The 22,709-nt window shown below is 57.0% G+C and carries 22 protein-coding genes; 14 read left to right on the forward strand and 8 right to left on the reverse strand.

The features are described 5' to 3' along the window. Nucleotides 1-64: 64 nt before the first annotated feature. From QQL54_RS11665 to QQL54_RS11690, 6 genes are read left to right on the forward strand one after another with little or no spacing between them, the layout of a single operon-like run. The gene (locus QQL54_RS11665) at nucleotides 65-1,405 is read left to right on the forward strand and encodes an AmpG family muropeptide MFS transporter (RefSeq protein ID WP_284390857.1); all 1,341 of its coding nucleotides are present in this window, start codon (nucleotides 65-67) and stop codon (nucleotides 1,403-1,405) included. Then, nucleotides 1,386-4,070 carry a DNA mismatch repair protein MutS gene (gene mutS, locus QQL54_RS11670; RefSeq protein WP_284390859.1) on the forward strand — a complete coding sequence of 895 codons (2,685 nt, stop codon included), beginning with the start codon at nucleotides 1,386-1,388 and terminating at the stop codon, nucleotides 4,068-4,070. Before QQL54_RS11665 ends, mutS begins: the two co-directional genes overlap by 20 nt. Continuing rightward, entirely contained in the window at nucleotides 4,070-6,877 is a 2,808-nt protein-coding gene (gene glnD, locus QQL54_RS11675; RefSeq protein WP_284390861.1) for a [protein-PII] uridylyltransferase, read from the forward strand. Before mutS ends, glnD begins: the two co-directional genes overlap by 1 nt. Nucleotides 6,878-6,884: 7 nt before the next feature. Then, entirely contained in the window at nucleotides 6,885-8,450 is a 1,566-nt protein-coding gene (gene murJ, locus QQL54_RS11680; protein ID WP_284390863.1) for a murein biosynthesis integral membrane protein MurJ, read from the forward strand. Beyond that, a complete protein-coding gene (gene trpS, locus QQL54_RS11685; protein ID WP_284390865.1) occupies nucleotides 8,447-9,505 on the forward strand; it encodes a tryptophan--tRNA ligase in 1,059 nt (352 codons plus the stop codon). Before murJ ends, trpS begins: the two co-directional genes overlap by 4 nt. Beyond that, entirely contained in the window at nucleotides 9,502-9,963 is a 462-nt protein-coding gene (locus QQL54_RS11690) for a copper chaperone PCu(A)C (RefSeq protein ID WP_284390867.1), read from the forward strand. The genes trpS and QQL54_RS11690 overlap by 4 nt, the downstream gene beginning before the upstream one ends. 28 nt (nucleotides 9,964-9,991) lie before the next feature. Here the strand turns inward: QQL54_RS11690 and QQL54_RS11695 are convergent, their stop codons facing one another. Further along, nucleotides 9,992-10,903: a M48 family metalloprotease gene (locus QQL54_RS11695; RefSeq protein ID WP_284390870.1), complete on the reverse strand. Its 912-nt coding sequence runs from the start codon at nucleotides 10,901-10,903 to the stop codon at nucleotides 9,992-9,994. Further along, nucleotides 10,896-11,894, reverse strand: a complete 999-nt coding sequence (locus QQL54_RS11700; RefSeq protein ID WP_284390873.1) for a M48 family metallopeptidase — start codon at nucleotides 11,892-11,894, stop codon at nucleotides 10,896-10,898. Before QQL54_RS11700 ends, QQL54_RS11695 begins: the two co-directional genes overlap by 8 nt. Nucleotides 11,895-12,044: 150 nt before the next feature. On the opposite strand from QQL54_RS11700, the gene QQL54_RS15480 reads away from it, so the two are divergent. The 5 genes from QQL54_RS15480 to QQL54_RS11730 all read left to right on the forward strand — a co-directional run bounded on the left by QQL54_RS15480 (nucleotide 12,045) and on the right by QQL54_RS11730 (nucleotide 14,822). Then, nucleotides 12,045-12,623, forward strand: a complete 579-nt coding sequence (locus QQL54_RS15480) for a NifU family protein (RefSeq protein WP_348520734.1) — start codon at nucleotides 12,045-12,047, stop codon at nucleotides 12,621-12,623. Between the two features lie 19 nt (nucleotides 12,624-12,642). Further along, nucleotides 12,643-13,233 carry a tRNA (adenosine(37)-N6)-threonylcarbamoyltransferase complex dimerization subunit type 1 TsaB gene (gene tsaB, locus QQL54_RS11715; protein ID WP_284390875.1) on the forward strand — a complete coding sequence of 197 codons (591 nt, stop codon included), beginning with the start codon at nucleotides 12,643-12,645 and terminating at the stop codon, nucleotides 13,231-13,233. Between the two features lie 35 nt (nucleotides 13,234-13,268). Further along, a complete protein-coding gene (locus QQL54_RS11720) occupies nucleotides 13,269-13,715 on the forward strand; it encodes a GNAT family N-acetyltransferase (protein WP_284390877.1) in 447 nt (148 codons plus the stop codon). 9 nt (nucleotides 13,716-13,724) lie between these two features. Then, nucleotides 13,725-14,147: a Fur family transcriptional regulator gene (locus QQL54_RS11725; RefSeq protein ID WP_284390879.1), complete on the forward strand. Its 423-nt coding sequence runs from the start codon at nucleotides 13,725-13,727 to the stop codon at nucleotides 14,145-14,147. A 93-nt stretch (nucleotides 14,148-14,240) separates the two neighbouring features. After that, nucleotides 14,241-14,822 carry a DUF998 domain-containing protein gene (locus tag QQL54_RS11730; protein WP_284390881.1) on the forward strand — a complete coding sequence of 194 codons (582 nt, stop codon included), beginning with the start codon at nucleotides 14,241-14,243 and terminating at the stop codon, nucleotides 14,820-14,822. A gap of 25 nt (nucleotides 14,823-14,847) precedes the next feature. On the opposite strand, the gene QQL54_RS11735 is transcribed toward QQL54_RS11730, so the two are convergent. From QQL54_RS11735 to QQL54_RS11760, 6 genes are all read right to left on the reverse strand, one after another. Then, entirely contained in the window at nucleotides 14,848-15,576 is a 729-nt protein-coding gene (locus tag QQL54_RS11735; protein WP_284390883.1) for a sulfotransferase-like domain-containing protein, read from the reverse strand. A gap of 9 nt (nucleotides 15,577-15,585) precedes the next feature. Further along, nucleotides 15,586-16,497, reverse strand: coding sequence for an aminotransferase class IV (locus QQL54_RS11740; RefSeq protein WP_284390885.1), 912 nt, complete (start codon nucleotides 16,495-16,497; stop codon nucleotides 15,586-15,588). A gap of 37 nt (nucleotides 16,498-16,534) precedes the next feature. After that, nucleotides 16,535-17,350, reverse strand: a complete 816-nt coding sequence (locus QQL54_RS11745) for a UDP-2,3-diacylglucosamine diphosphatase (protein WP_284390887.1) — start codon at nucleotides 17,348-17,350, stop codon at nucleotides 16,535-16,537. Between the two features lie 65 nt (nucleotides 17,351-17,415). Further along, a complete protein-coding gene (locus QQL54_RS11750) occupies nucleotides 17,416-17,763 on the reverse strand; it encodes a hypothetical protein (RefSeq protein ID WP_284390890.1) in 348 nt (115 codons plus the stop codon). Continuing rightward, a complete protein-coding gene (locus QQL54_RS11755; protein ID WP_284390892.1) occupies nucleotides 17,760-18,254 on the reverse strand; it encodes an RNA polymerase sigma factor in 495 nt (164 codons plus the stop codon). Before QQL54_RS11755 ends, QQL54_RS11750 begins: the two co-directional genes overlap by 4 nt. Nucleotides 18,255-18,256: 2 nt before the next feature. Next, nucleotides 18,257-18,622 (reverse strand): DUF6249 domain-containing protein, encoded by a 366-nt coding sequence (locus QQL54_RS11760; protein WP_284390894.1) that lies wholly within the window; start codon nucleotides 18,620-18,622, stop codon nucleotides 18,257-18,259. Between the two features lie 133 nt (nucleotides 18,623-18,755). Between QQL54_RS11760 and mtaB the strand changes: the two genes are divergently transcribed. From mtaB to QQL54_RS11775, 3 genes are all read left to right on the forward strand, one after another. Further along, on the forward strand, nucleotides 18,756-20,063 hold the full coding sequence (gene mtaB, locus QQL54_RS11765; RefSeq protein ID WP_284390896.1) for a tRNA (N(6)-L-threonylcarbamoyladenosine(37)-C(2))-methylthiotransferase MtaB: 1,308 nt from the start codon (nucleotides 18,756-18,758) through the stop codon (nucleotides 20,061-20,063). 8 nt (nucleotides 20,064-20,071) lie between these two features. Continuing rightward, nucleotides 20,072-21,832 (forward strand): signal recognition particle-docking protein FtsY, encoded by a 1,761-nt coding sequence (ftsY, locus tag QQL54_RS11770; RefSeq protein ID WP_284390900.1) that lies wholly within the window; start codon nucleotides 20,072-20,074, stop codon nucleotides 21,830-21,832. 71 nt (nucleotides 21,833-21,903) lie between these two features. After that, a complete protein-coding gene (locus QQL54_RS11775; protein WP_284390902.1) occupies nucleotides 21,904-22,689 on the forward strand; it encodes an SDR family oxidoreductase in 786 nt (261 codons plus the stop codon). Nucleotides 22,690-22,709: the final 20 nt, after the last annotated feature.

The following is a 22,709-nucleotide window of genomic DNA, read 5'->3' on the forward strand; positions in this document are numbered from 1 at the left end:
TTTCGCACTGCGATTAACCGACTGGGCGCTTGCTCGCGCCGTCGTGCCGAGGCAAGCGAGCTGAATGAGCGATACTCCGACTCTCGCGACGACTGCCAAGCATCGCTGGGTAGACATTTTCCGAAATTATCTGCGTCCCCGCATGCTCGGCATGTTGTCGCTCGGCTTCGCATCGGGCCTACCCTACATGCTCATCTATTCAGAGCTGGCCTTCTGGATGAAGAAAGAGGGTGTCGACCTATCGGTCATCGGCTTCTTCGCGTGGATCGGCATGGCCTACACATTGAAGGTCCTCTGGGCACCGGTCGTGGACCGACTGGAAATCCCATGGTTGACCGCCCGGATGGGACATCGCCGTTCGTGGATGTTGCTTGCCATCACTGGTACGGTAATCGGCATGTTGGTCATTGCGTCGGCCGATCCCTCAACCTCGGTCATGCGACTCGTCATCGGCGCCGTGATCTTGGCGACCTCTGGCGCAACACTGGATATCTCCATTGATGCTTGGCGGATTGAGGCGGCTCCAACTGACGAACAGACCAATATGGCGGCCAGCTATGTGCTTGGCTACCGGCTGGCGATTTGGGGCTCTGGCCTATCCTATATTGTCGCGGGGCTATTCAATTGGAACATTGCCTATGTCTTCATGGCCGCAGTGATGGCCCTGAATGGTTGTGTGGTCTTCTTCATTCAGGAACCGTCGCGCGAGCTTCGTAAGCGTGCGGCGAATGCCAAAGAGGCCTTGGTCGAAAATATTATCCGGCCCTTTTTCGGATTTGTAGAACGGCTCGGTGTCTGGACGCCTGTCGTCTTCCTACTGGTCGCGACCTATCTGATATCTGACAAGACAATGGGGCCGATGGCAAAACCCATGTACCAAGCTGTTGGCTATACGGAGATCCAAGTCGGGCTTGTCTCGTCAATGTTTGGTCCTTGGCCCGTTATTATCGGTGGCTTTGTCGCCGGAGCCGTCAGCCTTAAACTGGGTTTGATGCGCTGCTTGCTGATCGGATCTGCATTGATGGTCGTGACCAACGGCGCTTTTGCTTGGCTATCGACAGTCAGCGAGCCGAAGACCATCTATTTGTTTGTGACGGTCGGGGCCGATAATCTTGCGGCTGGATTCGCGGCGACGGTCTTCATCGCCTACCTATCGTCGCTCTGCGATTTGAAGTTCGCAGCAACACAATATGCCTTTCTGTCCGCGATGTTTAACTTGATCGGGAAAACCATGTCGGGCTTCACTGGCATGATTGCAGAAAAAATGGGTTTTGAAGGGTTTTTCATATTCTCTGCCCTGTTGGGCGTACCGGCTATTATATTGGCTTTGATCCTCTTATTTTTCGGCCCGGATGGCGCAAAGGGAATTCGGAACGACCCGCCCCTTGAGCCGTCCACCGATTAGCGCCACAACCCTGATCGTGAGCGCCAAAACGACCGACAAACCCACACCCATGATGGTGCAATATTTGGCCATCAAGGATGAGGTCGGGGCCGAAGCCCTGCTGTTTTACAGGATGGGCGATTTCTACGAGATGTTCTTTGACGATGCCGTGCGCGCCGCTGCGACGCTCGACATTGCGCTGACAAAACGGGGCAAACATGCGGGGCAGCCCATTCCCATGTGTGGCGTGCCTGTCCATGCCGCCGAGGCCTATTTGGCTCGACTGATCAAGGCGGGGTTCCGCGTTGCCGTCTGCGAGCAGACTGAAGACCCGGCAGAGGCGAAGAAACGCGGGTCTAAATCCGTCGTTCGCCGCGAAGTCGTGCGCTTGGTCACACCCGGCACTCTGTCAGAAGATACGCTGCTCGATGCGCGCGATGCTAATATTCTGGCCGCCGTCGTAACGGGACTTTCGGGTGACGCGGCCTTGGTTTGGGCGGACGTTTCCGATGGTAGCTTCCACACATGCGCCCTATCACCGGATGATCTTCTGGCTGAAGTAACCGCCTTACGACCGTCCGAATTATTAATACCAGAAACGCTTTACGCCGATTGGGCTGATCAAGGTTTGACCCTGACACCGCTGGCCCTGACTAAGTTCGACAGACGCGCGGCGGAACGGTTGCTCGGTGAGCGCTTTGATGTCGCTTCGCTAGACGGATTTGGCGACTTTTCACCCGAAGAAATTCGCGCGGCTGGGGCGTTGATTGATTATGTTGAACTAACCCAAGCGGGTGACCGGGCTGCGCTGGCTCCCCCACGGCGCACGGTTCGGTCAGGTTGGTTGTCGATTGATTCAGCGACTCGCGCCTCTTTAGAAATCGACCGGACCTTGCAGGGTAAGCGCAAAGGTAGCCTGCTGTCTGTCATCGACAGGACGGTGACGGGCCCCGGTGCCCGGCTCTTGGCTGCACGGCTATCCCGCCCGTTGATGGACGCGACAAGCATCCGGGCGCGTCTCGACGCTGTCTCGCAACTGCATGATGAGGCTGAGTGGCGCGGAGACTTGCTCGCAGTGTTAAAAACGACAGGCGATGCGGCGCGCGGCTGTTCGAGGTTGCAGCTGGGTCGCGGCGGACCGCGTGATCTTCTCACGATTGGCGCGGCCATCGCTGCAGGTGAAGCGATTAATGCTGGATTGGTGAAACGTCCTACGCTGAGCCCGGTCGCTGAGTTGGAAGCGCAGCTATCAGCTCTGTCTCTGTCGGATAAACCGCAACTCGCGCAATTGGCCCGCGATTTGGCCAAGGCAATTGTCGAAGATCCGCCGATGCAGGCCCGCGATGGCGGGTTGATTGCGACGGGTTGGTCCGCTGAAATTGACCGGCTTCGCTCCCTTCGAGACGAAACGCGTCGCTCTGTCGCCGCCTTGCAGGGCAAATATGCCGTGGCTACCGGCATCACCGCGCTTAAGGTTAAACATAATAATGTCCTCGGCTATCATATCGAGGTCAGCCCGAAACATGCTGACACAATGTTAGGCCGCGACGATTTCATCCACCGCCAGACGCTAGTTTCAGGCGTGCGGTTTACGACGACAGATCTGTCCGCGCTTGATCGTGAGATCGCAGGGGCGGCCGATAAGGCAAAAGCGTTGGAGCTGGATGCATTTGAACAGTTTCGGACCCGTGTGGCCGATTTGGCTCAACCGATCCGCGACGTGTCGAACGCACTTGCTGCTCTGGATGTTCATGCCGGGCTCGCGCTTTGGGCTTTGGAGAGTGGGGCCACCAAGCCGATCATTGATGACGGTCTCACGCTCGATATTGATGCGGGGCGGCATCCCGTGGTAGAAGCGGCACTGGCGCGCCAGTCCGCCACACGGTTCACGCCGAACGATACACGACTTGACGGCGCTGCCGATGACGCGCCTCGGTTAGCCCTGATTACGGGCCCCAATATGGCCGGTAAATCAACCTATTTACGCCAGACCGCTTTGATTGTTCTGTTGGCACAGGCGGGATCCTTCGTGCCGGCGAAACGTGCGAAGCTCGGTCTCGTCGATCGATTATTTTCGCGCGTCGGCGCATCGGATGATCTGTCGCGGGGGCGCTCAACATTCATGGTTGAAATGATCGAAACCGCGGCCATCCTCAACCAAGCGACAGAGCGCAGCTTTGTCATCTTGGATGAAATCGGGCGTGGCACCGCGACGTTTGACGGTCTGTCCATTGCTTGGGCGGCGGTTGAACATCTCCATGCCGTCAATCGCTGTCGCGCTTTATTCGCGACACATTATCATGAACTGACTGAATTAGTGGCGTCGCTTGATGGCGCGCAAAACCTATCATTACGCGCTCGCGAACATGAGGGTGAGCTGATTTTCTTGCATGACGTCAAGGAAGGCGCAGCGGATCGATCATATGGAATCCAAGTAGCAAAGCTGGCGGGCCTGCCGCCTGTCGCTGTCGCCCGCGCCCGCGCCGTGCTCGACCGGTTGGAAGCAGAAGGCACCGACCTTGGGATTGCCGACCTGCCTTTATTTAATGCTGCGCCTCCCGTGTCCCAACCCAAGCCGAGTGCTGTGGAGGATGCTCTTGCTGCCATTGATCCCGATACGCTATCCCCACGGGACGCGCTGGACTTACTCTATGCGTTAAAACGAAAATTACAGGCGATGTCCTGATGCCCCGTAAAAGTCTTGTTATCCCAGACCGCGTGAGTGCCCCGCATACGGGGATCGATTCTGAGGCTCTGCGTGAAAAGCTCACGGAAGCTGCAGAGACGGGTGGGGGCCGGACGCAGGCGCTCTCTATTCTTGGAGCCGCGCTGGCGCTGGCGATGACCCATGCCCAGAAACGATTTAATCATGGTCGATTGGACGGGCTCGAAACGGCGCGTCTCATTTCAGCGATCCACGACGAGATCGTGATGGCGATTTGGGATTATGCGACCCAGCATGAAGTTCGGGCGTCCAATCCGACCGAGAGTGAGCGCGTCGCGCTCTGCGCTGTTGGCGGTTATGGCCGCGCTGAGATGGCGCCGTTTTCGGATCTCGATCTTCTCTTTCTGACCAACGACAAGAAAACCTCGTCCTATGTCGAACGGCTGACGGAATTCGTGCTCTATATGCTTTGGGATTTGGGGCTGAAAGTTGGGCATTCGGTGCGCACCGTTGATCAATCAATCAAGCTGGCCAAAGATGATTTGACCATTCTGACGGCACTTCTTGATCTGCGTTTCTTGCGCGGCGATGAGGCCTTGTCGGCTGAGCTTTACACCCGGTTTCGACGCGAAGTCACCAAAGGGTCGGGTCGCGCCTATATTGCCGGCAAGCTCGCCGAACGCGATGATCGGCATGAACGCGAGGGCAATTCGCGCTATGTGATTGAGCCCAATATCAAAGAAGGCAAAGGTGGGCTGCGCGACCTGCATGTCTTGTATTGGATTGCGCGCTTCCTCGACCAAGAAGGTCAACTCGTCGATCCGCAGCGGGCCGAAGACTATGTCGGCATGGGGCTGTTTGATGAGCAAGCGGCAACCCGGTTTCGTCGCGCGGCGGATGTTCTGTGGCGGGCGCGGCATAATCTACATTGGATGAGCGGCCGCGCGTCGGAAGTTTTGTCCTTTGACCGCCAAGTCGAAATGTGTCGCCTGATGGGACATGCCTCGGGCCCGGTCGAAGTCGCAGTTGAACGCTTCATGCGGGAATATTTTACTAACGCCAAGGACGTTGGTGCGTTGACCCGGATCGCGTGTTCCAAGCTGGAAGAACGCCGGGCGATTAAAATCCCTAGCCTTTACAATCTACTGCCGGGGTCGCGGCGTGATTTGAAAAACCCCAATCTGACGATCACGACGGGCCGGCTTAACTTTAAGAACCCGCTCGAAATCAAAACGGATCCCAGCGTCATTCTGCAACTGTTTGAAACGGCTGGGCGGCGCAATCTCGACATTCACCCTGATGCGTTGTCCGCGATCAATTTTAGGCTCAATTTGATCGATTCCGATTTTCGTCGGGATCCGGATAATGCGGCTTTGTTCCTGCGTTTGCTGGGCTCGGCTAAGGCTCCGGCTGCGACCCTACGCATCATGAATGAGGCCGGGGTTCTGGGTCGTTATCTGCCGGAATTTGGCGGAATCGTTGCGCGCACCCAGTTCAATATGCATCACGCCTACACGGTGGATGAGCATACATTACGACTGGTCGATGAAGCGGATAATCTCATAGCGGGGCGCATGAGTGAAAAAACACCCACGCCGAGCGAAGTCGCCATGGCGCTGACAAAGCAAGAGCGCCGGATTTTGATGCTCGCCTGTCTGCTGCACGACACAGGCAAAGGGCAAGGCGACCAATGTGTCGAAGGCGCACAGCTTGCTCGCCGGGCCTGCCGACGCCTCGGTCAGCCGCGTGAGGTCACGGACACAGTCGCTTGGATTGTCCACTCGCATTTGGATATGAGTGAAACCGCGCAACGGCGCGATATTTCGGACCCCGAAACCATCGCCGAATTTGCCTCCCTCGTCGGCAATCAATCGCGGTTGCGTCTGCTCTATGTGCTCACCGTCTGCGATATTCGCGCGGTCGGGCCGGGTGTCTGGAATGACTGGAAGGGGACTTTGCTGAAGTCGCTCTATCTGACAACGCGCGACTATCTTGAAGGTCGGGCCGATCTTGATCGTCCGTCGCGGGCTGCCTCCTTGCGCGAACAATTATTAGAGCGGTTGTCACTCGATATTGCCAACAAAATTGCGCCGACTGTGGATCGATTGGGTCCGAATTACTGGCTCTCCTTTGATATGGCTGACTTGACCCGCCATGCGCGGTTTATCGATAAGCTGAAGATGTCAGAGCGAGGTCTCGTTGAGGGCGTTCATACGCGCGTCGACCGCCCGCATGATGCGACTGAACTCTGGGTGATGTGTGCTGACCGCAAAGGTTTATTTGCTGATCTTGCCCGCGTGATCGGGTCATGCGGCGCATCGGTAGCGGGCGCGCGCCTTCATACTGGCCCTGTCGGCGATGATGGTAAGGCTCAGGTTCTCAACGTTTTTTATCTCCAAAACGCAGACTGCAAAGCGTTTGGGTCCAGGAATGAAAATGCCCGCAAGACGCTCATGGTTCGCGCTCAAGCCGCGATTGAAGGCGATACAGACACCTTATCTATCCCGGCTGCCTTAGGGTCACGCCGCGCAGAAGCCATTCCGGTTACGCCGCGCGTTCGATTCTCCGATTCAGCCTATGGTGAGACGACGATTATTGAAGTCGAAGGCCGCGACAGACCAGGCCTGCTATCTGCTCTCGCTGCTGTGCTGCGGGATCATGATCTTGAGGTTCTGTCCGCGCATATTGAAGGCTTAGGGGAGAAGGCTATTGATGCCTTTTATGTCCGTCGTCAGGGAGAAGATGCCCGTTTGCCAGAGCGTCTGAGACGCCGAGTTCGGGCTGATTTGGTCGAGGCCTTATCTGATCCCACTGAGATGGCGGCGTAGCCCGGGCATGCGCTTACTTCGCTCCACCGCGGTGATTGCCTCGCTCACCTTGGTGAGCCGGGTTCTCGGTTTGATTCGTGACGTCCTAATCGCGAAATATCTCGGCGCTGGAGCCGTTTCGGACGCATTCTTCACCGCGTTCAAGCTGCCTAATGTCTTTCGTCGTATGTTTGCCGAAGGTGCCTTCAACGCGGCCTTCGTGCCGCTTTACGCTAAACGGATCGAGCAAGAGGGAGAGCCTGCTGCGGATGCCTTTGCGTCTGAGGCGGCGGCTGCGCTGGTTGCGATGGTGGCCTTGATCGTCATTATTTTCGAGCTGACGATGCCAATCTCGCTCAACATAATCGGCTTTGGGCTCGACCGCGCGGTCAATGAGAACGGTATATCACCTTACTATTTGGCGGTTCTCTACGCCTCAGTCACCATGCCCTATCTGCTTTTTATGTGCGTGACGGCACTGTTTTCGGGTGTGTTGAATACGCGCAATAAGTTTGCCTTGGCGGCGGGCGTACCGATCTTGCTCAATCTGTTTATGATCACAGCTCTGCTGCTGACGCCTCGGCTGGGATGGGGGCAGAGAGAGACCGGGATCGCCTTGACCGTGGCGATTACATTGTCCGGTATTGCTCAAGCTGGGGCAGTAGTCTGGGGCGCAAAACGATCTGGCATGACACTGCATTTCAAGCGGCCCCGTCTGACGCCGGGGGTAAAACGACTGGTCATCCTTGGTATTCCGGGCATCATCAGCGCCGGGATTACCCAGATCAATTTGTTGGTCAGCCATCTGATCGCGACCTTTCAAAGCAGTGCGGCCAGCTGGCTTACCTATGCGGATCGTCTCTATCAACTACCGCTTGGCATGATCGGGATTGCCATGGGGGTGGCGCTTCTGCCGTCCTTATCTCGCAGTTTGCGGGCCGGGGACGAAGCATCGGCAATGAGTTCGATGAATCGCGCGATCGAACTGTCTATGCTCTTCACTTTGCCCGCCGCTGTCGCTTTGTTCGTTGTGCCGGATGTGCTGATTGCCGGCTTGTTTGAACGCGGTGAATTCACCTCGACCACAACGATGCAGGTGGCCAAGGCGCTCAAATTTTTCGCGCTGGGCTTGCCGGCTTTCGTTTTGCTCAAAGTTCTGACGCCGGCCTTCTTTGCGCGTGAAGACACACGGACGCCGATGGTGTGGGCGGGAATCTCCGCTATTATCAATATCGGCGTGGGCTACACATTGTTCCGGACGATCGGCTTTGAAGGCCTCGCGCTCGCTACATCGATGGCGGCTTGGGTCAATGTGGCCGGGCTATCCACCTTGCTGACCCGTAGCCGTCACCTCGTTATGGATCGCCGCTTGATCATCCGCATGCCAAGGATTGCTTTGGCAGCGGCCATCATGGGCGGCGCACTGGCCTGGGGCGTCCGCTATGTCCCAGACCTTGGCGAGACGGGCTTGATCACAGATATGCTAGCGCTCGCTGCTCTTACGGGAATGGGCGGCGCTGTCTTCGTTCTTGCCGCCGCAATTCTTCGCGCTTATGGCCTCGCCGACGTGAAAGAGGCATTCCAGCGGTCATGAGCACAAACGATACATCCAATTCAGACTATAAAGGCCCCGAACGGGTTTTCTCAGGCGTGCAGCCGACAGGCTCGCTGCATCTGGGCAATTATTTGGGCGCGCTGAAAAAGTTCGCGCGGCTCCAACACGACCATGAATGCGTGTACTGCATCGTTGACCTGCATGCGATTACCCTGCCGCAAGACCCGTCCAAGTTAGCCGATCAGACGCGGCACATCGCAGCGGCGTTCTTGGCGGCGGGTGTCGAGCCGGACAAGGCGCTAGTTTATGCGCAGTCCGCCGTTCCGGCCCACACAGAGCTGGCTTGGTATTTCAACTGCGTCGCCCGTATGGGCTGGGTTCAGCGCATGACGCAATTCAAAGATAAATCCGGCAAAAATGCCGAAGCTGCGAGCGTCGGCCTGTTCACCTACCCTGTCTTGCAAGCCGCTGATATTTTGGCCTTTAAGGCAACCCATGTGCCTGTTGGCGAAGATCAGAAACAACATCTGGAACTGTCGCGCGATATAGCGGCTAAGTTCAATCATGACTTCGGCGCGCCGCAAGGGCAGCCTAATTTCTTCCCCCTGCCGGAGCCTTTGATCGACGGACCAGGTGCGCGGGTCATGAGCTTACGCGACGGCACGAAGAAAATGTCCAAGTCTGATCCATCGGACGCGTCGCGTATCAATCTGACCGATGATGCGACGGTCATTGCTAAGAAAATCCGCAAGGCCAAGACAGATACAGGTCATGTGCCGGGCACAGTCGAAGAGTTGGACGGACGCCCGGATATTGCCAATCTCGTCGGTATCTATGCGGCCTTAGCCGATATTTCCGATGCTGACGTTCTGGCGCAACATGACGGCTCGCAATTTGGACCGTTCAAAAGTGCGCTCGCCGATGTGGCGGTTGAAGCGCTCCGCCCTGTCTCAGATTTGATGCGCCGTTATCTGGCGGATCCTGATGAGCTGGACCGTATTCTAGCGCGCTCAGCCGACGCCGCTCGGACGATTTCTGAACCCATCCTGACGGATGTTCGCCAAATCATTGGATTTCACGGGAGCCAATTATGAAACACGTTCTGATCTCCGCCCTGACGGCGGTGTCTTTTGCTCTGACAGCCTGTGCTGACGGCGATGCCGAGACGATCGACGCCACAGAAACGGTGGCAAGTGGTCTTGATATCACTAACGCCTATATCGCGCCGCCCTTCAAAGGTCGCGACGTGGCGGCTGGGTTCTTCACGGTGACAAATAATGGGACCGATGATCGTCTAGTGTCTGCCGCAAGTCCGATTGCGAATTCGGTGGAGATACACACTCATTCTGAGGTTGATGGGGTCATGGCGATGCGTCAAGTCGACGGTGTTGATTTGCCAAATGGCGTGGCCGTCGAATTTAGGCCGGGCAGCTATCACCTTATGATGTTCGGCGTCGAGCTGGCTGACGACGTTACAGAAGCGCCGCTAACTCTGACCTATGAGAGCGGCGAAGAAATGACATTGAGCGTGCCGATTGAGGGGCGCGGTTAGGCGTCAGACGCCAGGGCCGAAACGCCCTTCACTGAACGGCTAATCTGACGAAGCCGTCGGGCCCTGCGTTCAGGCGTGCCAGCGCCTGTTCCAGATTGTGTAGCCGGATTTCAACCGGCGGATGGGTCGCGCTCAAAGACTGACTATCCCGGTGGATTTCGATGCCGACCTCCCAACCGGCAACTGTCGCGTCAATGTCGTAACCGGCGTTGCGCATCAGGGTCAGTGCATCGGTGTCTGCTTGCAATTCGGCGACCCAGCGCGGACCGTCCTGACGATGGCCGCGCAATACATGGCTCATTTCATGCGCAATGATCAGCGCTAAAGCTGCGTCGTCTCCGACCTGTTCTACCAAAGCGGTCGATAATTCGATCTCGCGTCCGTCTGTTGAGGCGTTCGGGCGAGGTGCGTTGATGACAAAGGCCGGGGCAACACAAGCTGGTTCTGGCGTAATCGCAATCGGGGCGGATCCGAAGCCATCATCAATGACCAGAGGCCTGTCGGGCTGGATCGGCCAGCCAGAGATGATCTCCTCACCCGGCCGTATGTCGGCTTGATCAGCGGGCGATCCGGGCACGATGGCGCGAATAAACCGGCCATCCTCGCCTAGCGTCATGAAATGCAGCGCGAGCGGACGAATATCCGGCGGGTAGTCATCAAGCCGGTGTGTAGACAGACCGGCGTCCAGCCGCGTGACATCGCAGAGTGGCGCGTTAGCGACCCGCAATCGCCGACTGATCCGGGCCACCCTTTCCGACATCGCTTGATGACGCGCTACTATGGCGGCGAACTCGGTGTAATTGTCCATTTCAGGGGCTGGGGCGGCAACGTTTATCGTGGCGTGCGGCAGCTCGTCTTCATTGACCGCTGTTTCGGCAATCGCATCCGAACAGCCCAGAAGTGCGAAGGCGGCGAGGGTGAATAATAGCGGCCTAGCCATCGGTCTCTTTATCCCTGAAGTTTGGATCCTTAAAATTCGGGATGAGCGCCGCACCGTTCGCCATTTTGTCGTTAATCTCGTCTCGCGCTGCGGCAATCCGTAAATACCGGTCCGGGAAGGTTGGGTGCGTCTTGGCGCGGTTGACTGAGCGTGGATCAACATCAGCTAGTCGACGCCAGAAGGCTTCTACCCCGTCAGGATCAAAGCCTGCGCGCACCATGTAATAGAGCCCGACATAATCAGATTCCAATTCAAACGGGCGGGTATACCGAGTCGCGAAACCCGACAGGATCAGATTACCAACCACTTTGCGAATATGGCCCATCGTATTGTGGGCCAGTTCATGGCCGATAATCATGGCGAGCTCATCATCAGACTCAGTGAACTCCATCATGCCGGTCGTGACAGTGATGTTGCGGCCATTTGCAAACGCATTGATGGCCGCGCTGGGCCGTAAGCGCAGACGTGAGTGGCAGACCGTCTCTGGCTCGACTGTCACCGTCAATTGTTGGGCGTTTCGGGTTACGGTCAGCTCAAGCTGATCCGCTTCCATGGCCTCTCGCAGGGCTTTGCTGCCGGGGGCAACGGGGAGCCCATCAATTAAGATCACATCACCACGCTCAAGCCCGGCGCGCGCAGCCGGACTATCCGGAGCGACACGAAAGATGCTGGGCTTTTCGCCCGCGCCCAACTGGCGCCGCGCCGCGATCCGTAGCTCCTTTGGATAAGTCTCTTCGGAGTGGATCAGCACTCCGAGATCGCGGCGTGACTTTGGACAGAGCGTCGCATTGGCCAGCATCACGCGGCGACCGATGCGCAGCAAGCGTTCGGAATGGGCCGCTTGTGTGGCCAAGGCTTTGTTTTCTTGCAGAATTGATTCGGCGCGGAGAGCAGGCTCACTGATTGTTGGCAGACGCGTGGCCGTGCTCGCACACCCGCCCAACATCATCGCTGCAGCTAAGGTCGTTAGAATGGGATGACGTATTTCCATCAAACCACCATGCCGAATGGTGCGGGCGGGTCAATGCGTTGAAGGCAGGCGGAAAAGGGTAGGCAAAAAAAATGCCAGAGGGGATGAACTCTCTGTGAGGCCCTGGCTGACCCCCTTGCGACAAGAGGGCGTGCGCGCCACATAGAGCCTATGTTTATCCAGACCGAAGACACGCCGAATCCGGCGACCCTGAAATTCCTGCCTGGCCGGGATGTGACAGGCCCTGGCTCTACCCCCGTCGAATTTACGCGCGGCGCCGATATATCCGGTGCGCCGTTGGCCGAGATGTTGTTCATGATCCCGGATGTATCGCGCCTCATGTTTGGCAGCGACTTTATCTCCGTGACCAAGTCGGAAGACGCGCAATGGAAACATCTCCGCCCCGCTGTATTGGGCGCGATCATGGACTTTTTCGTCGCTGGCGGCGTGCCGCTGAACGAGCAGTTACAGGCGGGCGAGGTCGATGAGCGCGTCTATGAAGGTGAAACGGCTGAGATCGTCGAACAGATCAAAGAATTGATCGAGCTGAGAGTCCGTCCTGCCGTCGCACAAGATGGCGGCGATATCGTATTTCGTCATTTCGACGAGAGTGACGGCGCGGTCTATCTGGAAATGCGCGGCGCGTGCGCCGGCTGCCCATCTTCAACCATGACGCTGAAGCACGGGATCGAAAATCTGCTGAAACATTATGTTCCGGAAGTGAACCGCGTCGAACAGGCTGCTGCTTAGGTTTCATGAGCGCTCCGGCATGATCATTTTGGGCTTGGATACGACCGGGCCGGACTGTTCTGCCTGTCTGATCAGAGGCGAAGACAGTCTAGCCTACAAAACTGAGCGTATCGGACGAGGTCACGCGGAACGTTTGGCGCCGATGGTAGCGGATGTTCTTGCCGAGGCGGGTGTTACGCCTTCCGATATTGATCGCGTCGCGGTTTGCACGGGGCCCGGCAGTTTTACCGGGCTTCGCGTGGCGCTGTCTTTTGCCAAAGGCTTCGCCTTGCCGCGTCGAACCCCTGTGCTGGGATTTGATGCGCTGCACATTATGGCCCATCAATTAATAGCAGAGGGGCGTGGCGCTGACGTGACCGTTTTTCGCGATGTGAAACGCGGCGAAGTCTTTGCCGCGCGTTTCAAAGACGGCGTTCCAATTGCGTTGCCGCAGGCAATGACGTTGGACCAAGCTCAGGCATTGTCGAGTGATCCACTCCACCCCGCAGAAACAGCTGATGTTCGCGTGATGGCGCGTATGGCGATGGACGCAAACCCTGAGGGTTATGTGGCGGAACCGCTCTATTCGCGCGGCCCAGATGCCAAATTACCGGGCGGTGTGACCCTTTGATTGTCAGAGCGTTAAACGCGCGTGACGCCGATGCGATGGCGCGAATTCATGCGACCAGTTTTGATAAAGGGTGGTCTCCACTCGATATGGCTGTGCATGTGTCCCGCGACCTATGTCTTGGGACGGGCGATCCACTGAGTGGTTTTGCGATTCTCAGACGGTCCGACATTGATGCAGAAATCCTCACGGTTGCGACCGATCCGGCCTGCCGTCGACGGGGACACGCCGGGGCCTTATTGGAAGCTGCTCGCGAACAGTTAAAGCGCGACAGCTTGCGTCACATCTTCCTAGAGGTGGCCGAAGATAATGAGGCGGCGCGGGCGCTCTATGAACGTTTGGGCTATCAGCCTATCGGTCGTCGTCCGGCCTATTATGCACGCCCCGACGGGCGCGTCGCGGCGGTAACTTACGCGCTCGATCTTTCCGGCAATCGTTCAACTCATCCTCCGGCTTCGCTGGACGAGGCCACGACAGCCCGCTAAGGCAGAGCTATGCCGCACACAGAAACTTGGATCGAAAAGAAATGCGTTGAGCGCGGATTGCGTTTGACCGAGCAACGTCGCGTGATCGCGAAAGTGCTGTCACGCGCGGAGGATCACCCCGACGCGGAAGAGCTTTATGCCCGCGCGTCCCGGATCGATCCCAATATTAGCCTGGCGACAGTCTATCGTACCGTTCGGCTGTTTTCAGATTCCGGCATCATTGAAACGCATGACTTTCGAGATGGTCGGGCGCGCTATGAAACGGCGGACGCAGAACATCACGACCATCTGATTGATGTGCAGACCGGTGACGTCATCGAATTTGTCGATGATGAGATCGAAGCGCTTCAACACCGGATCGCCGAGAAGCTCGGTTATGAGCTGGTCGACCACCGCCTAGAGCTCTACGGACGTAAAAAGAAGAGCCCATAAGGCTGGCGCTCTAAGCTTTATTCCCTCCCTCACGACAACTGCCATTTGGCCAAGTAAGCTATCCGCGTGATTAGTTTCCCCTTGAGAGGTCATGTGACAAACACAACAAACAATCTTCTGAAAGCGGGCTTTGTGGCCTTGCCTGCTTGGCTTGGCATTACGACTGTGGCTGGTTTTCTAGCAGCCGGATATAATCCGATAGAGTCGCATGTTAGCGTTATGACCCTGACGGAGGGTCTTTCGCATAGTCTTGTGAACATCGCGGCTTGGTTGGCCGGCGTGACGCTCATACTCTTTTCGATTGGGGTTTGGCGTCTATCAGAACGTCGGATTTCGGTAGGTGCTATTTGTATGATCCTATTCGGCATAGCGATGATCACGAATGGAACATGGCCGATGGGGTCAAGGTTGCATGGTTTCTACATTATCGGCATTTTCAATATCATCGCGCCCGCACTCTGCTTGCTGGATATTCGCGATAATGATTTGCGACGAAAACTGCACGCATTCACAGCGTTTGTGAGCGTGTCAGCGGTCTTTTACTTATGGTTGATTCTGACCGGGTTTGAGCCGGAAGGCTATAGTGGTCTGACCCAGCGCATCTTCGGATCCATCAATTATGCGTGGCCATTTATGTTCGCCTTGATGGCCCTGAAGAAACAACCTGCGACTTGATTGCCTTGCGGGTTTAGCACGCAATTTATAGGTTCGGGACGCTCAGGCGTCTCAGCGACTCATAGCTGTCCAGGCAGCCTTCATAGATTAGTCGGTGATCTGGTATCACGTCGGGGAGCGCGTTACGCGGCGCTCCGAACCCAGTGGAAGCCACGACGCTATCATACCAATAAGCCCCCCACGGACCGTCTTCGGGCCGCGGGCCAGCGGGCCATTTCAACATGGTGCGGCGAAAAGGTATGTTGAACCCGTCTTCGCACATGGTCTTGAGCATGACTCGCGGACGCGCGAGAATATCGTCGCTATCCATGACCATCGGTGCGCGGCCTGTGATATCTTTGAGTTCGGCATAAAGCGTTCGCAACCGGGCGAAGCCAAGGTCATCGGCAGTAAAATTCGGACGTCCTTTGGCGTAAGATGCAATGACGCGCGCCGGGTGACGCAAAAGCAGTACGTGCCGCGCATCCGCCGTCCACTCCATCGGCATCCCGGCAATCATATGGTGCGCCATATGTTTCTGGAAATGGTAGCGTGTCTTAACGGGCGCGAGAATGCGGTCCACGATACGGTCTGGATCAGTTTCGCAGGCCGCTAATGTTTCATCGCGTCCCGGATGCGTCAGCCCCGTTTGCTTTAAGTAAGCCGCAAAGAAGGGTTCATCCCAACAAGTCACATCAGATTGTGATCCGAAACTTCGCATCATCGCTGTCGATATATTGCGTGGCCCGGACCAGAGGCAGAGTATCTTAGACATATGTCACGCTCAGCTCGTGTCTGTGTCGATCAGGGTGAGATAGAGCTGTTGCAACCGCTCCACAATCGGGCCGCGTGTGCCGGCGCCGATCTGTCGTCCGTCAATCGATCCAACAGGTGCGAGCCCAGCGAACGTGCCCGTGGTGAAGGCTTCTTCGGCGGCGTAGCAATGGCGCAGAGTGAAGTTACGCTCAAAAACGGGAATGTCGTTGGCTCGGCACAGATCAATGACTTTGCCGCGCGTAATCCCGCCGAGGCAGTAGTCCCCGGTCGAGGTCCAGACTTCGCCCTGTCTAACGATGAAGAAATGCGTCGAATTGCAGGTGGCCACGAAGCCGTGCGGGTCGAGCATAATGGCTTCGTCCGCGCCGGCTTCGATGCCTTGGATACAAGCCGTGATACAGTTGATCTTGGAATGTGAATTTAACCCCGGATCTTGAACATCTGGACGTCCGCGCCGGGTTGCGACGCTTTGCAGAGACAAAGGACGTTCGGCCGTCGCCGGGTCCGGCTGTTTATATTCTGGCGCAATCACGACCGTGGCGGGTGAAATGACAACACGAGGGTCCTGATAGGGCGTGGATCGTAGGCCGCGCGTCACCATGAGTCGGATATGGACATGATCGGTCATGCCATTGGCGGTCAGGGTTTCGGAAAGGCGCAACGTCAGCTCTTGCCGCGTGAGACCAATATCAATCTTTAACGCGGCGAGCCCTTCCCACAGGCGATCAAGATGATCGCTGAGAAAAGCAATTTTACCGTTATGGACGCGCAGCCCTTCCCAGACGCCGTCGCCCAGCATGAAACCGCTGTCGAATACATTCACCACAGCCTTCTCACGCGGGACGATTGCACCGTTGAGATTGAATAAAACCGACGCATTGCGTTCATCGGCGACGTAGGCATGTGTCCCAAAGCTCATGGGAGGGGATTAGCAGAGATTGAGTGTGATGGAAGCTTTACTCGGCGGGAACGAGCCCAGTTGGTGTGGGCTCAGCCAGGCCATATTCGATCCGGTCGCGGATCACCGCAGCGTGTGGCGCAAAATGCAGGATTTCCCAGCGTCCGTCAAAATGCTCGACCAGCGCCGTGCAGCTCTCGACCCAATCGCCCGTATTGCGATAATGGATGCCATCAATATCGCGCTGTTCAGCGACGTGGATGTGCCCGCAAATCGCCCCGTCAAAGCCTTTGCGCCGACAATAATCGGCGACATGACCCTCAAAACTCTGGATGAAATTCATCGCGCGTTTGGTTTTTGATTTGAGCGTCTTTGACAATGACCAGTAATCAAGGCCAAGCCGCCGACGCACGGCGTTCAGCTTCGTATTGAGTGAGAGCAGCAGATTATAGGCGCTATCACCCAGATGCATGATCCATTTCCGGTCTGTGCGCATCAGCCCGTCGAACATATCACCATGGACGACCAGATAGCGTTTGCCGTCGCGACCTTGGTGAACGGCGCGATTCTTAACGGCGATATCACCGAACATTAGGCGGAATTTCATGAAACCACGCAGGAATTCGTCGTGATTGCCGATGATATAAGTAACGTCTGTCCCCCGTTTGGCGGCGGTCAATATACGCCTCACAACATTGGTGTGAGATTGCGGCCAATACCATTTCTTGCGCAATCGCCAGCCATCAATGATGTCGCCGACGAGGTAAAGCTGCTCTGACGTATGCTCTTTCATGAAGACGCAAAGCGCTTCGGCTTGGCAGCCTTTGGACCCCAAATGGAGGTCCGAAATAAAGATGGAACGATAATGCGGCATTTGCGCCGCCCGCTAAGGGGGTTCGGTGTCCATCATGTGACGACTAGGTTACACAAACATGACGATTAGAGCGCCTCGGACTCGACCAGAATGAGGCTCACGCCGATCCCAGCAGCGCATAGTGCATATAGCATCCAGTCTGCGGACGCTGGCCATGTGATTCCCAGATCAAACCCCATGTCGGGCAAGCTGACACCGCTTCTGCTCCATAGCAAACCCGCCGTGATGCCCAAGACCAACGCCACGAGCCAACTGCGCCAGACCCGACCGGGCCGGGCGGTCAGTGTATGAATATCAACCAGCGTATCTTGAGCTTCAGCTTCCAGCGTTTTCATAATCGCCTCGGAAAAGCCGCCATCTTCAGTTGGAGCTACGTAATCGGCTAGCAAGTCTTTCAATGTGTCATCAGTCATGAGGTCGATCCTTCATAAGCGCGCAGACTCTCCCTTAGCGCAGTTTTTGCGCGGGTGACATGCGACTTGACCGTGCCCAGCGGCAGGTCAGTAATTTTCGCGGCGTCGGCCTGGCTATGACCTAAAGCGAGGCAGAGCATGGCGCAGGCTCTCCGTTCTGGGGGCAAGGCGTTCATTGCCTCAGTAATATCGAGCTGTGTCCCAGTGTCGGCGACAGGCGTCTCATCCGGGGCAGACTTATGATCGCTTAGATCGCGTCGCCGGGTCTCTTGGCGATAGTCATCGAGAAAGCAGCGATAGGCGATGCGCATCAACCATGCCCGAACATCCTCGACGCTTGAGAGGCGGTCTCTGACCCGGAAGGCCTTGAGAAACGTATCCTGCGCCAGCTCATCGGCAAGGGCACTATTCCGACAGAGCCGGCGCAGAAAGGTACGGACCGCGCCCTGATGGGCGCGGACGATCGGGTCAAAATCGCAGACCCGGTTCAAGATCAGTCTTCGTCTTTGCGGGTTATGGCGAACCACAGAGCTAGAAAAACGAGACCGACCAAGAATGGGAAAGACGCGATAGCGGCGAAAATCCGAGCAGCTTCTGCATCATCCACGGCGCCCCCGAAGATGACTGTCGAGACTGCGACGGCAATCAAGATTAGTCCAAGACGAAGGTCGGCATGTTTCGGTTTGCGGCGCACACCCAGTGTTTTGACGAGATCGGTCGTGATGGGTTCGCCTTTATTGGCCATCGTATCCAACAGGCTGATGGTCTGAGCGTGCGATTTATAGCGATAGGCGCTGACAGCCCAAACGATGAAGGGGATGATCGCAAACAAGGCGATCGGGACGAGAATGTCTTCCATGTGTGTCTCCTTTCAGACGGGTTACATTAAAGCAGACGTGATGACGGAGTGATTTGGATGCACTGCTATCAAATTTATTTGAGAGTGCCTGCTGCGCTTGACCCCGATGGGTCGCCCGACCACATGAACCGTCGTGACCTCCGAACCCGACATAAATGATGTTGACGTCATAACCCTAGGCTGCCGCCTAAATGCGTCGGAATCCGACGCTATGGCGGCTTTGGCCCGTGATGATGGGCTGCGCAATGCCGTCATCATCAATAGCTGCGCTGTGACGAATGAAGCCGTGGCGGAAAGCCGTCGTCGGGTGCGTAAGGCGAAACGCGACCGACCGGATGCTAAAATTATCGTTACGGGTTGCGCGGCTCAGATCGATCCGAAAGCTTTTGCGGCGATGCCGGAAGTCGACCAGGTCTTGGGTAATCACGACAAGATGTTACCAGGCGCGTTTCTAGACCATCACTTTGGTGAGGGTTCTGAACGTATCCGCGTGAATGACATCATGGCGGTTCGGGACAGTGCACCTCAATTTATGGGGTCTGACAATTCCCCTGAAAAAGCGCAGTCACGGACACGCGCGTTTCTGCAGGTGCAAAATGGCTGCGACCATCGCTGCACTTTTTGTATCATTCCATATGGTCGCGGCAATGCACGCTCTGTTCCCGCAGGTGAAGTGGTCAGCCATGTTCGGTCGTTGGTGCGGCAAGGCTATCGGGAGGTCGTGCTGACGGGCGTTGATCTGTCGAGCTGGGGCGGGGACTTGCCAGGATCACCGCCGTTGGGCGATCTGGTGCGCCGAGTGCTCAAATTAGTGCCAGAGCTGGCACGCTTGCGCCTATCCTCCATTGATCCGGCGGAAGTCGATCCGATCCTGTTTGAACTGATCGTGAGCGAGCCGCGCATGACGCCCTATCTGCACTTGTCGTTGCAGGCTGGTGACGACATGATCCTCAAACGCATGAAGCGCCGTCATACGCGCCAGCAAGTCGTTGAGCTTTGCGCAGCGCTGCGTGCGCGCCGATCGGACATTACCTTTGGCGCGGATATTATCGCGGGTTTCCCCACAGAAACGGACGCGATGTTCGATAACAGCCTGAGCATTGTGTCAGAGATCGGCATTCCATGGCTGCACGTTTTTCCTTATTCGGCGCGCGAAGGCACGCCCGCCGCAAAGATCCCGCCCGTGGATGGCAATATCGTCAAGGCGCGGGCCAAACAGCTCCGCGATGCGGGTGCTAAGGCCAAAACAGCCCATCTGAAATCAAAGATTGGTCAGGCAGATGTGGCTCTGTTTGAGGAGACCGGGCCTGAAACAAGACTGGGTCGCTTGCCAGATTTCAGCGTCGTCCGCATGGACAATCCACCACCAGCGGGTTCGCTTGTCGAAATCACCGTGATAGGTGCGACGGACGACCACCTCACGGGAACTCTGAATGTCTAAGGGACAACATGGCTGAGCCGAAGAAACGCGGTTTTCTTTCCAAACTTGGATTTAAATCCAAGGATGAGAAGCTGGCCCTTGAAGCCGCAGAACGCGCGACACAGCAAAAGCTGATCGATGAGCAAATGGCCGCGCGCATGGCCGCGATTAATGCTGCGGCGCTCGCCTCTGCGCGTGCGCAAGATGCAGACGCTGCAGAAGTGTCTGATGAGGAAAAAGCGGCACAGGCCGCAGACGATCAGCGCCAAGCCGAAATCCAAGCCGCGCGCGATGTTGAACGCGCCAAGCAACTCGCTGAAGAACAGGCGCGTAAAGCGGCGTCTGAGGCGGCTGAGCGTGAGGCCGAAGCAGATCGTCAGGCTGAAGCAGAGCGTCTGGCGAAAGAGCGAGCCGCCAAAGAGGCCGAAGAGGCCGCGCGTCTCGAAGCCGAAGCAAAAGTACGCGCCGAAGAAGAGGCACGGCTCAGAGCGGACCGTGAGGCAGAAATTGCTCGCGCGAAGTCTGAAGCGGAAGCTGCCGAGCTCAAACGGAAAGCGGATGCGGACGCTGCCGAGCGCGCGCGTCTTGAAGCGGAGCGCCTCGCGGAAGAGGCGCGTCTGGCTGAAGAGCGCCGGGTTGCCGAGGCCGCCGAGGCCGCACAACGGGAGGAAGAGGCGCGCCAGACAGCGCAGGCTGAACGGCTTGCCCGTGAAGCGGAAGAGGCTGCGCGCCGGGCCGCCCGCGCCGCTGATCGCAAAGCGCGTGAGCAGGCCGAAGACGAAGAACGCGCGCGCATTGCGGCGGAACGGGCCGTTCAAAAGGCCAAAGAACAACCCGAGCCCGATCTCGACGTCACAGCTGATGGCGGGTTCTTGGACCGCATCACCAAGGGCCTGCGGAAATCGACATCGCGTATGTCGGGCCAAATGGCGGCGAGCTTCAACCAGCGCACGCTGGACAGCGACGCGTTGGAGGATCTGGAAGACATCCTCATCATGGCTGACCTGGGCGCGGATGTGGCCGGGAAGGTCAGTGCGACGCTGGCCGAAGACAAGTTCGACAAAACGGTCACTGATCTGGAGATTAAGGTCGCATTGGCCGAAACTATTTCAGACATTCTGACCCCACTGGAAACGCCCTTCGTGCTGGGTCTTGCTCGGCCACAGGTAATTCTATTCGTTGGCGTCAATGGCTCTGGCAAGACGACGACACTGGGCAAAATCGCCAAGCGCTTTGGCGATCAGGGCAAGAAGGTCCTGATCTGCGCGGCCGATACGTTCCGCGCCGCGGCTGTCGAACAGCTCACGGTTTGGGGGGAACGCGCGGGAGCGCCGGTCATGTCTGGCAAGCCGGGCGCAGATGCGGCGAGCCTCGTTTACGACGCTATGAACCGGGCGCGGGATGAGGGCTTTGATATTCTGATGATCGACACGGCGGGGCGTTTGCAAAACCGTACGGAATTGATGGACGAACTGGCTAAAATTATCCGTGTGATCGAAAAGACAGACCCGTCAGCCCCGCACCATAGCGTGCTCGTGCTCGATGCCACTGTAGGTCAGAACGCGCTGTTGCAGGTCGAAGCTTTCAAAGAGACCGCGAATGTGTCGGGTCTGGTCATGACTAAGCTCGACGGCACTGCGAAAGGGGGCGTGCTTGTGGCCCTGTCCGAAAAATATGCGCTGCCAATCCACTTTATTGGCATTGGAGAGCGGATCGAGGATCTAGAGGCCTTTTCTGCGCCTGTCTTCGCCGCCGCCTTATCGGGCGTCGCTGACGCGGTATCCGCCTAACCATAGATCGGGTCTTGTCCCGCCCCCAATCGCGCCATAGCAGGACGCGAAATTTTGAACGGAGTATTCCCATGAAACTCAATAATTCCCTCTCAGCGATTGTCACGGGCGGCGCGTCTGGCCTTGGTGAAGGCACGGCCCGGATGTTGGCCGCTGCGGGCGTCAAAGTCGGTATTTTCGATATGAATGAAGATCGCGGCCAGATGGTCGCCAAAGAGATTGGCGGCGTGTTTGTGAAAGTGAATGTGTCTGACAATGCGTCTGTTGATGCTGGGTTTGAGGCTGTTCGGGCCGAAATCGGTCAGGAACGGATCATGGTCAATTGCGCCGGGATTGGCGGCGGGATCAAGACCGTCTCGCGTAAACGCGATACGGGCGATATCGTCGCGCATGATCCGGAAGCGTTCATCCGCATTATCAATATCAACCTGATCGGCAGCTTCCTATGCGCATCGAAGTCGGCTGCCGGCATGATGGCGCTGGACCCGACGCAGCCAGACGGAGAACGCGGCGTTATCGTCAATACGGCATCGGTCGCCGCGCAAGACGGTCAAATCGGGCAGGTTGCCTATGCGGCGTCAAAAGGCGGAATTCTCTCCATGGCGCTGCCTATGGCACGTGATCTTGCGCGGGAAGGCATTCGCGTGAACACGATTCTACCCGGCTTTTACGAAACGCCGATCTACGAGCAGATGAAACCGGAAGTAAAAGAGAATTTGCGCGCCCATGTGCAGTTCCCGAACCGCTTCGGGCAGCCGGACGAATATGCCGATGTCGTCAAGTTTATGTGTGAGCACGCCTACATCAACGGCGAATATATCCGCACCGACGCCGGTGCGCGGATGCCCCCGCGCTAGGCTGCACCTGAGGTGGGCGT

The organism is Algimonas ampicilliniresistens, assembly GCF_030159955.1.
Classification (GTDB): Bacteria; Pseudomonadota; Alphaproteobacteria; order Caulobacterales; family Maricaulaceae; genus Litorimonas; species Litorimonas ampicilliniresistens.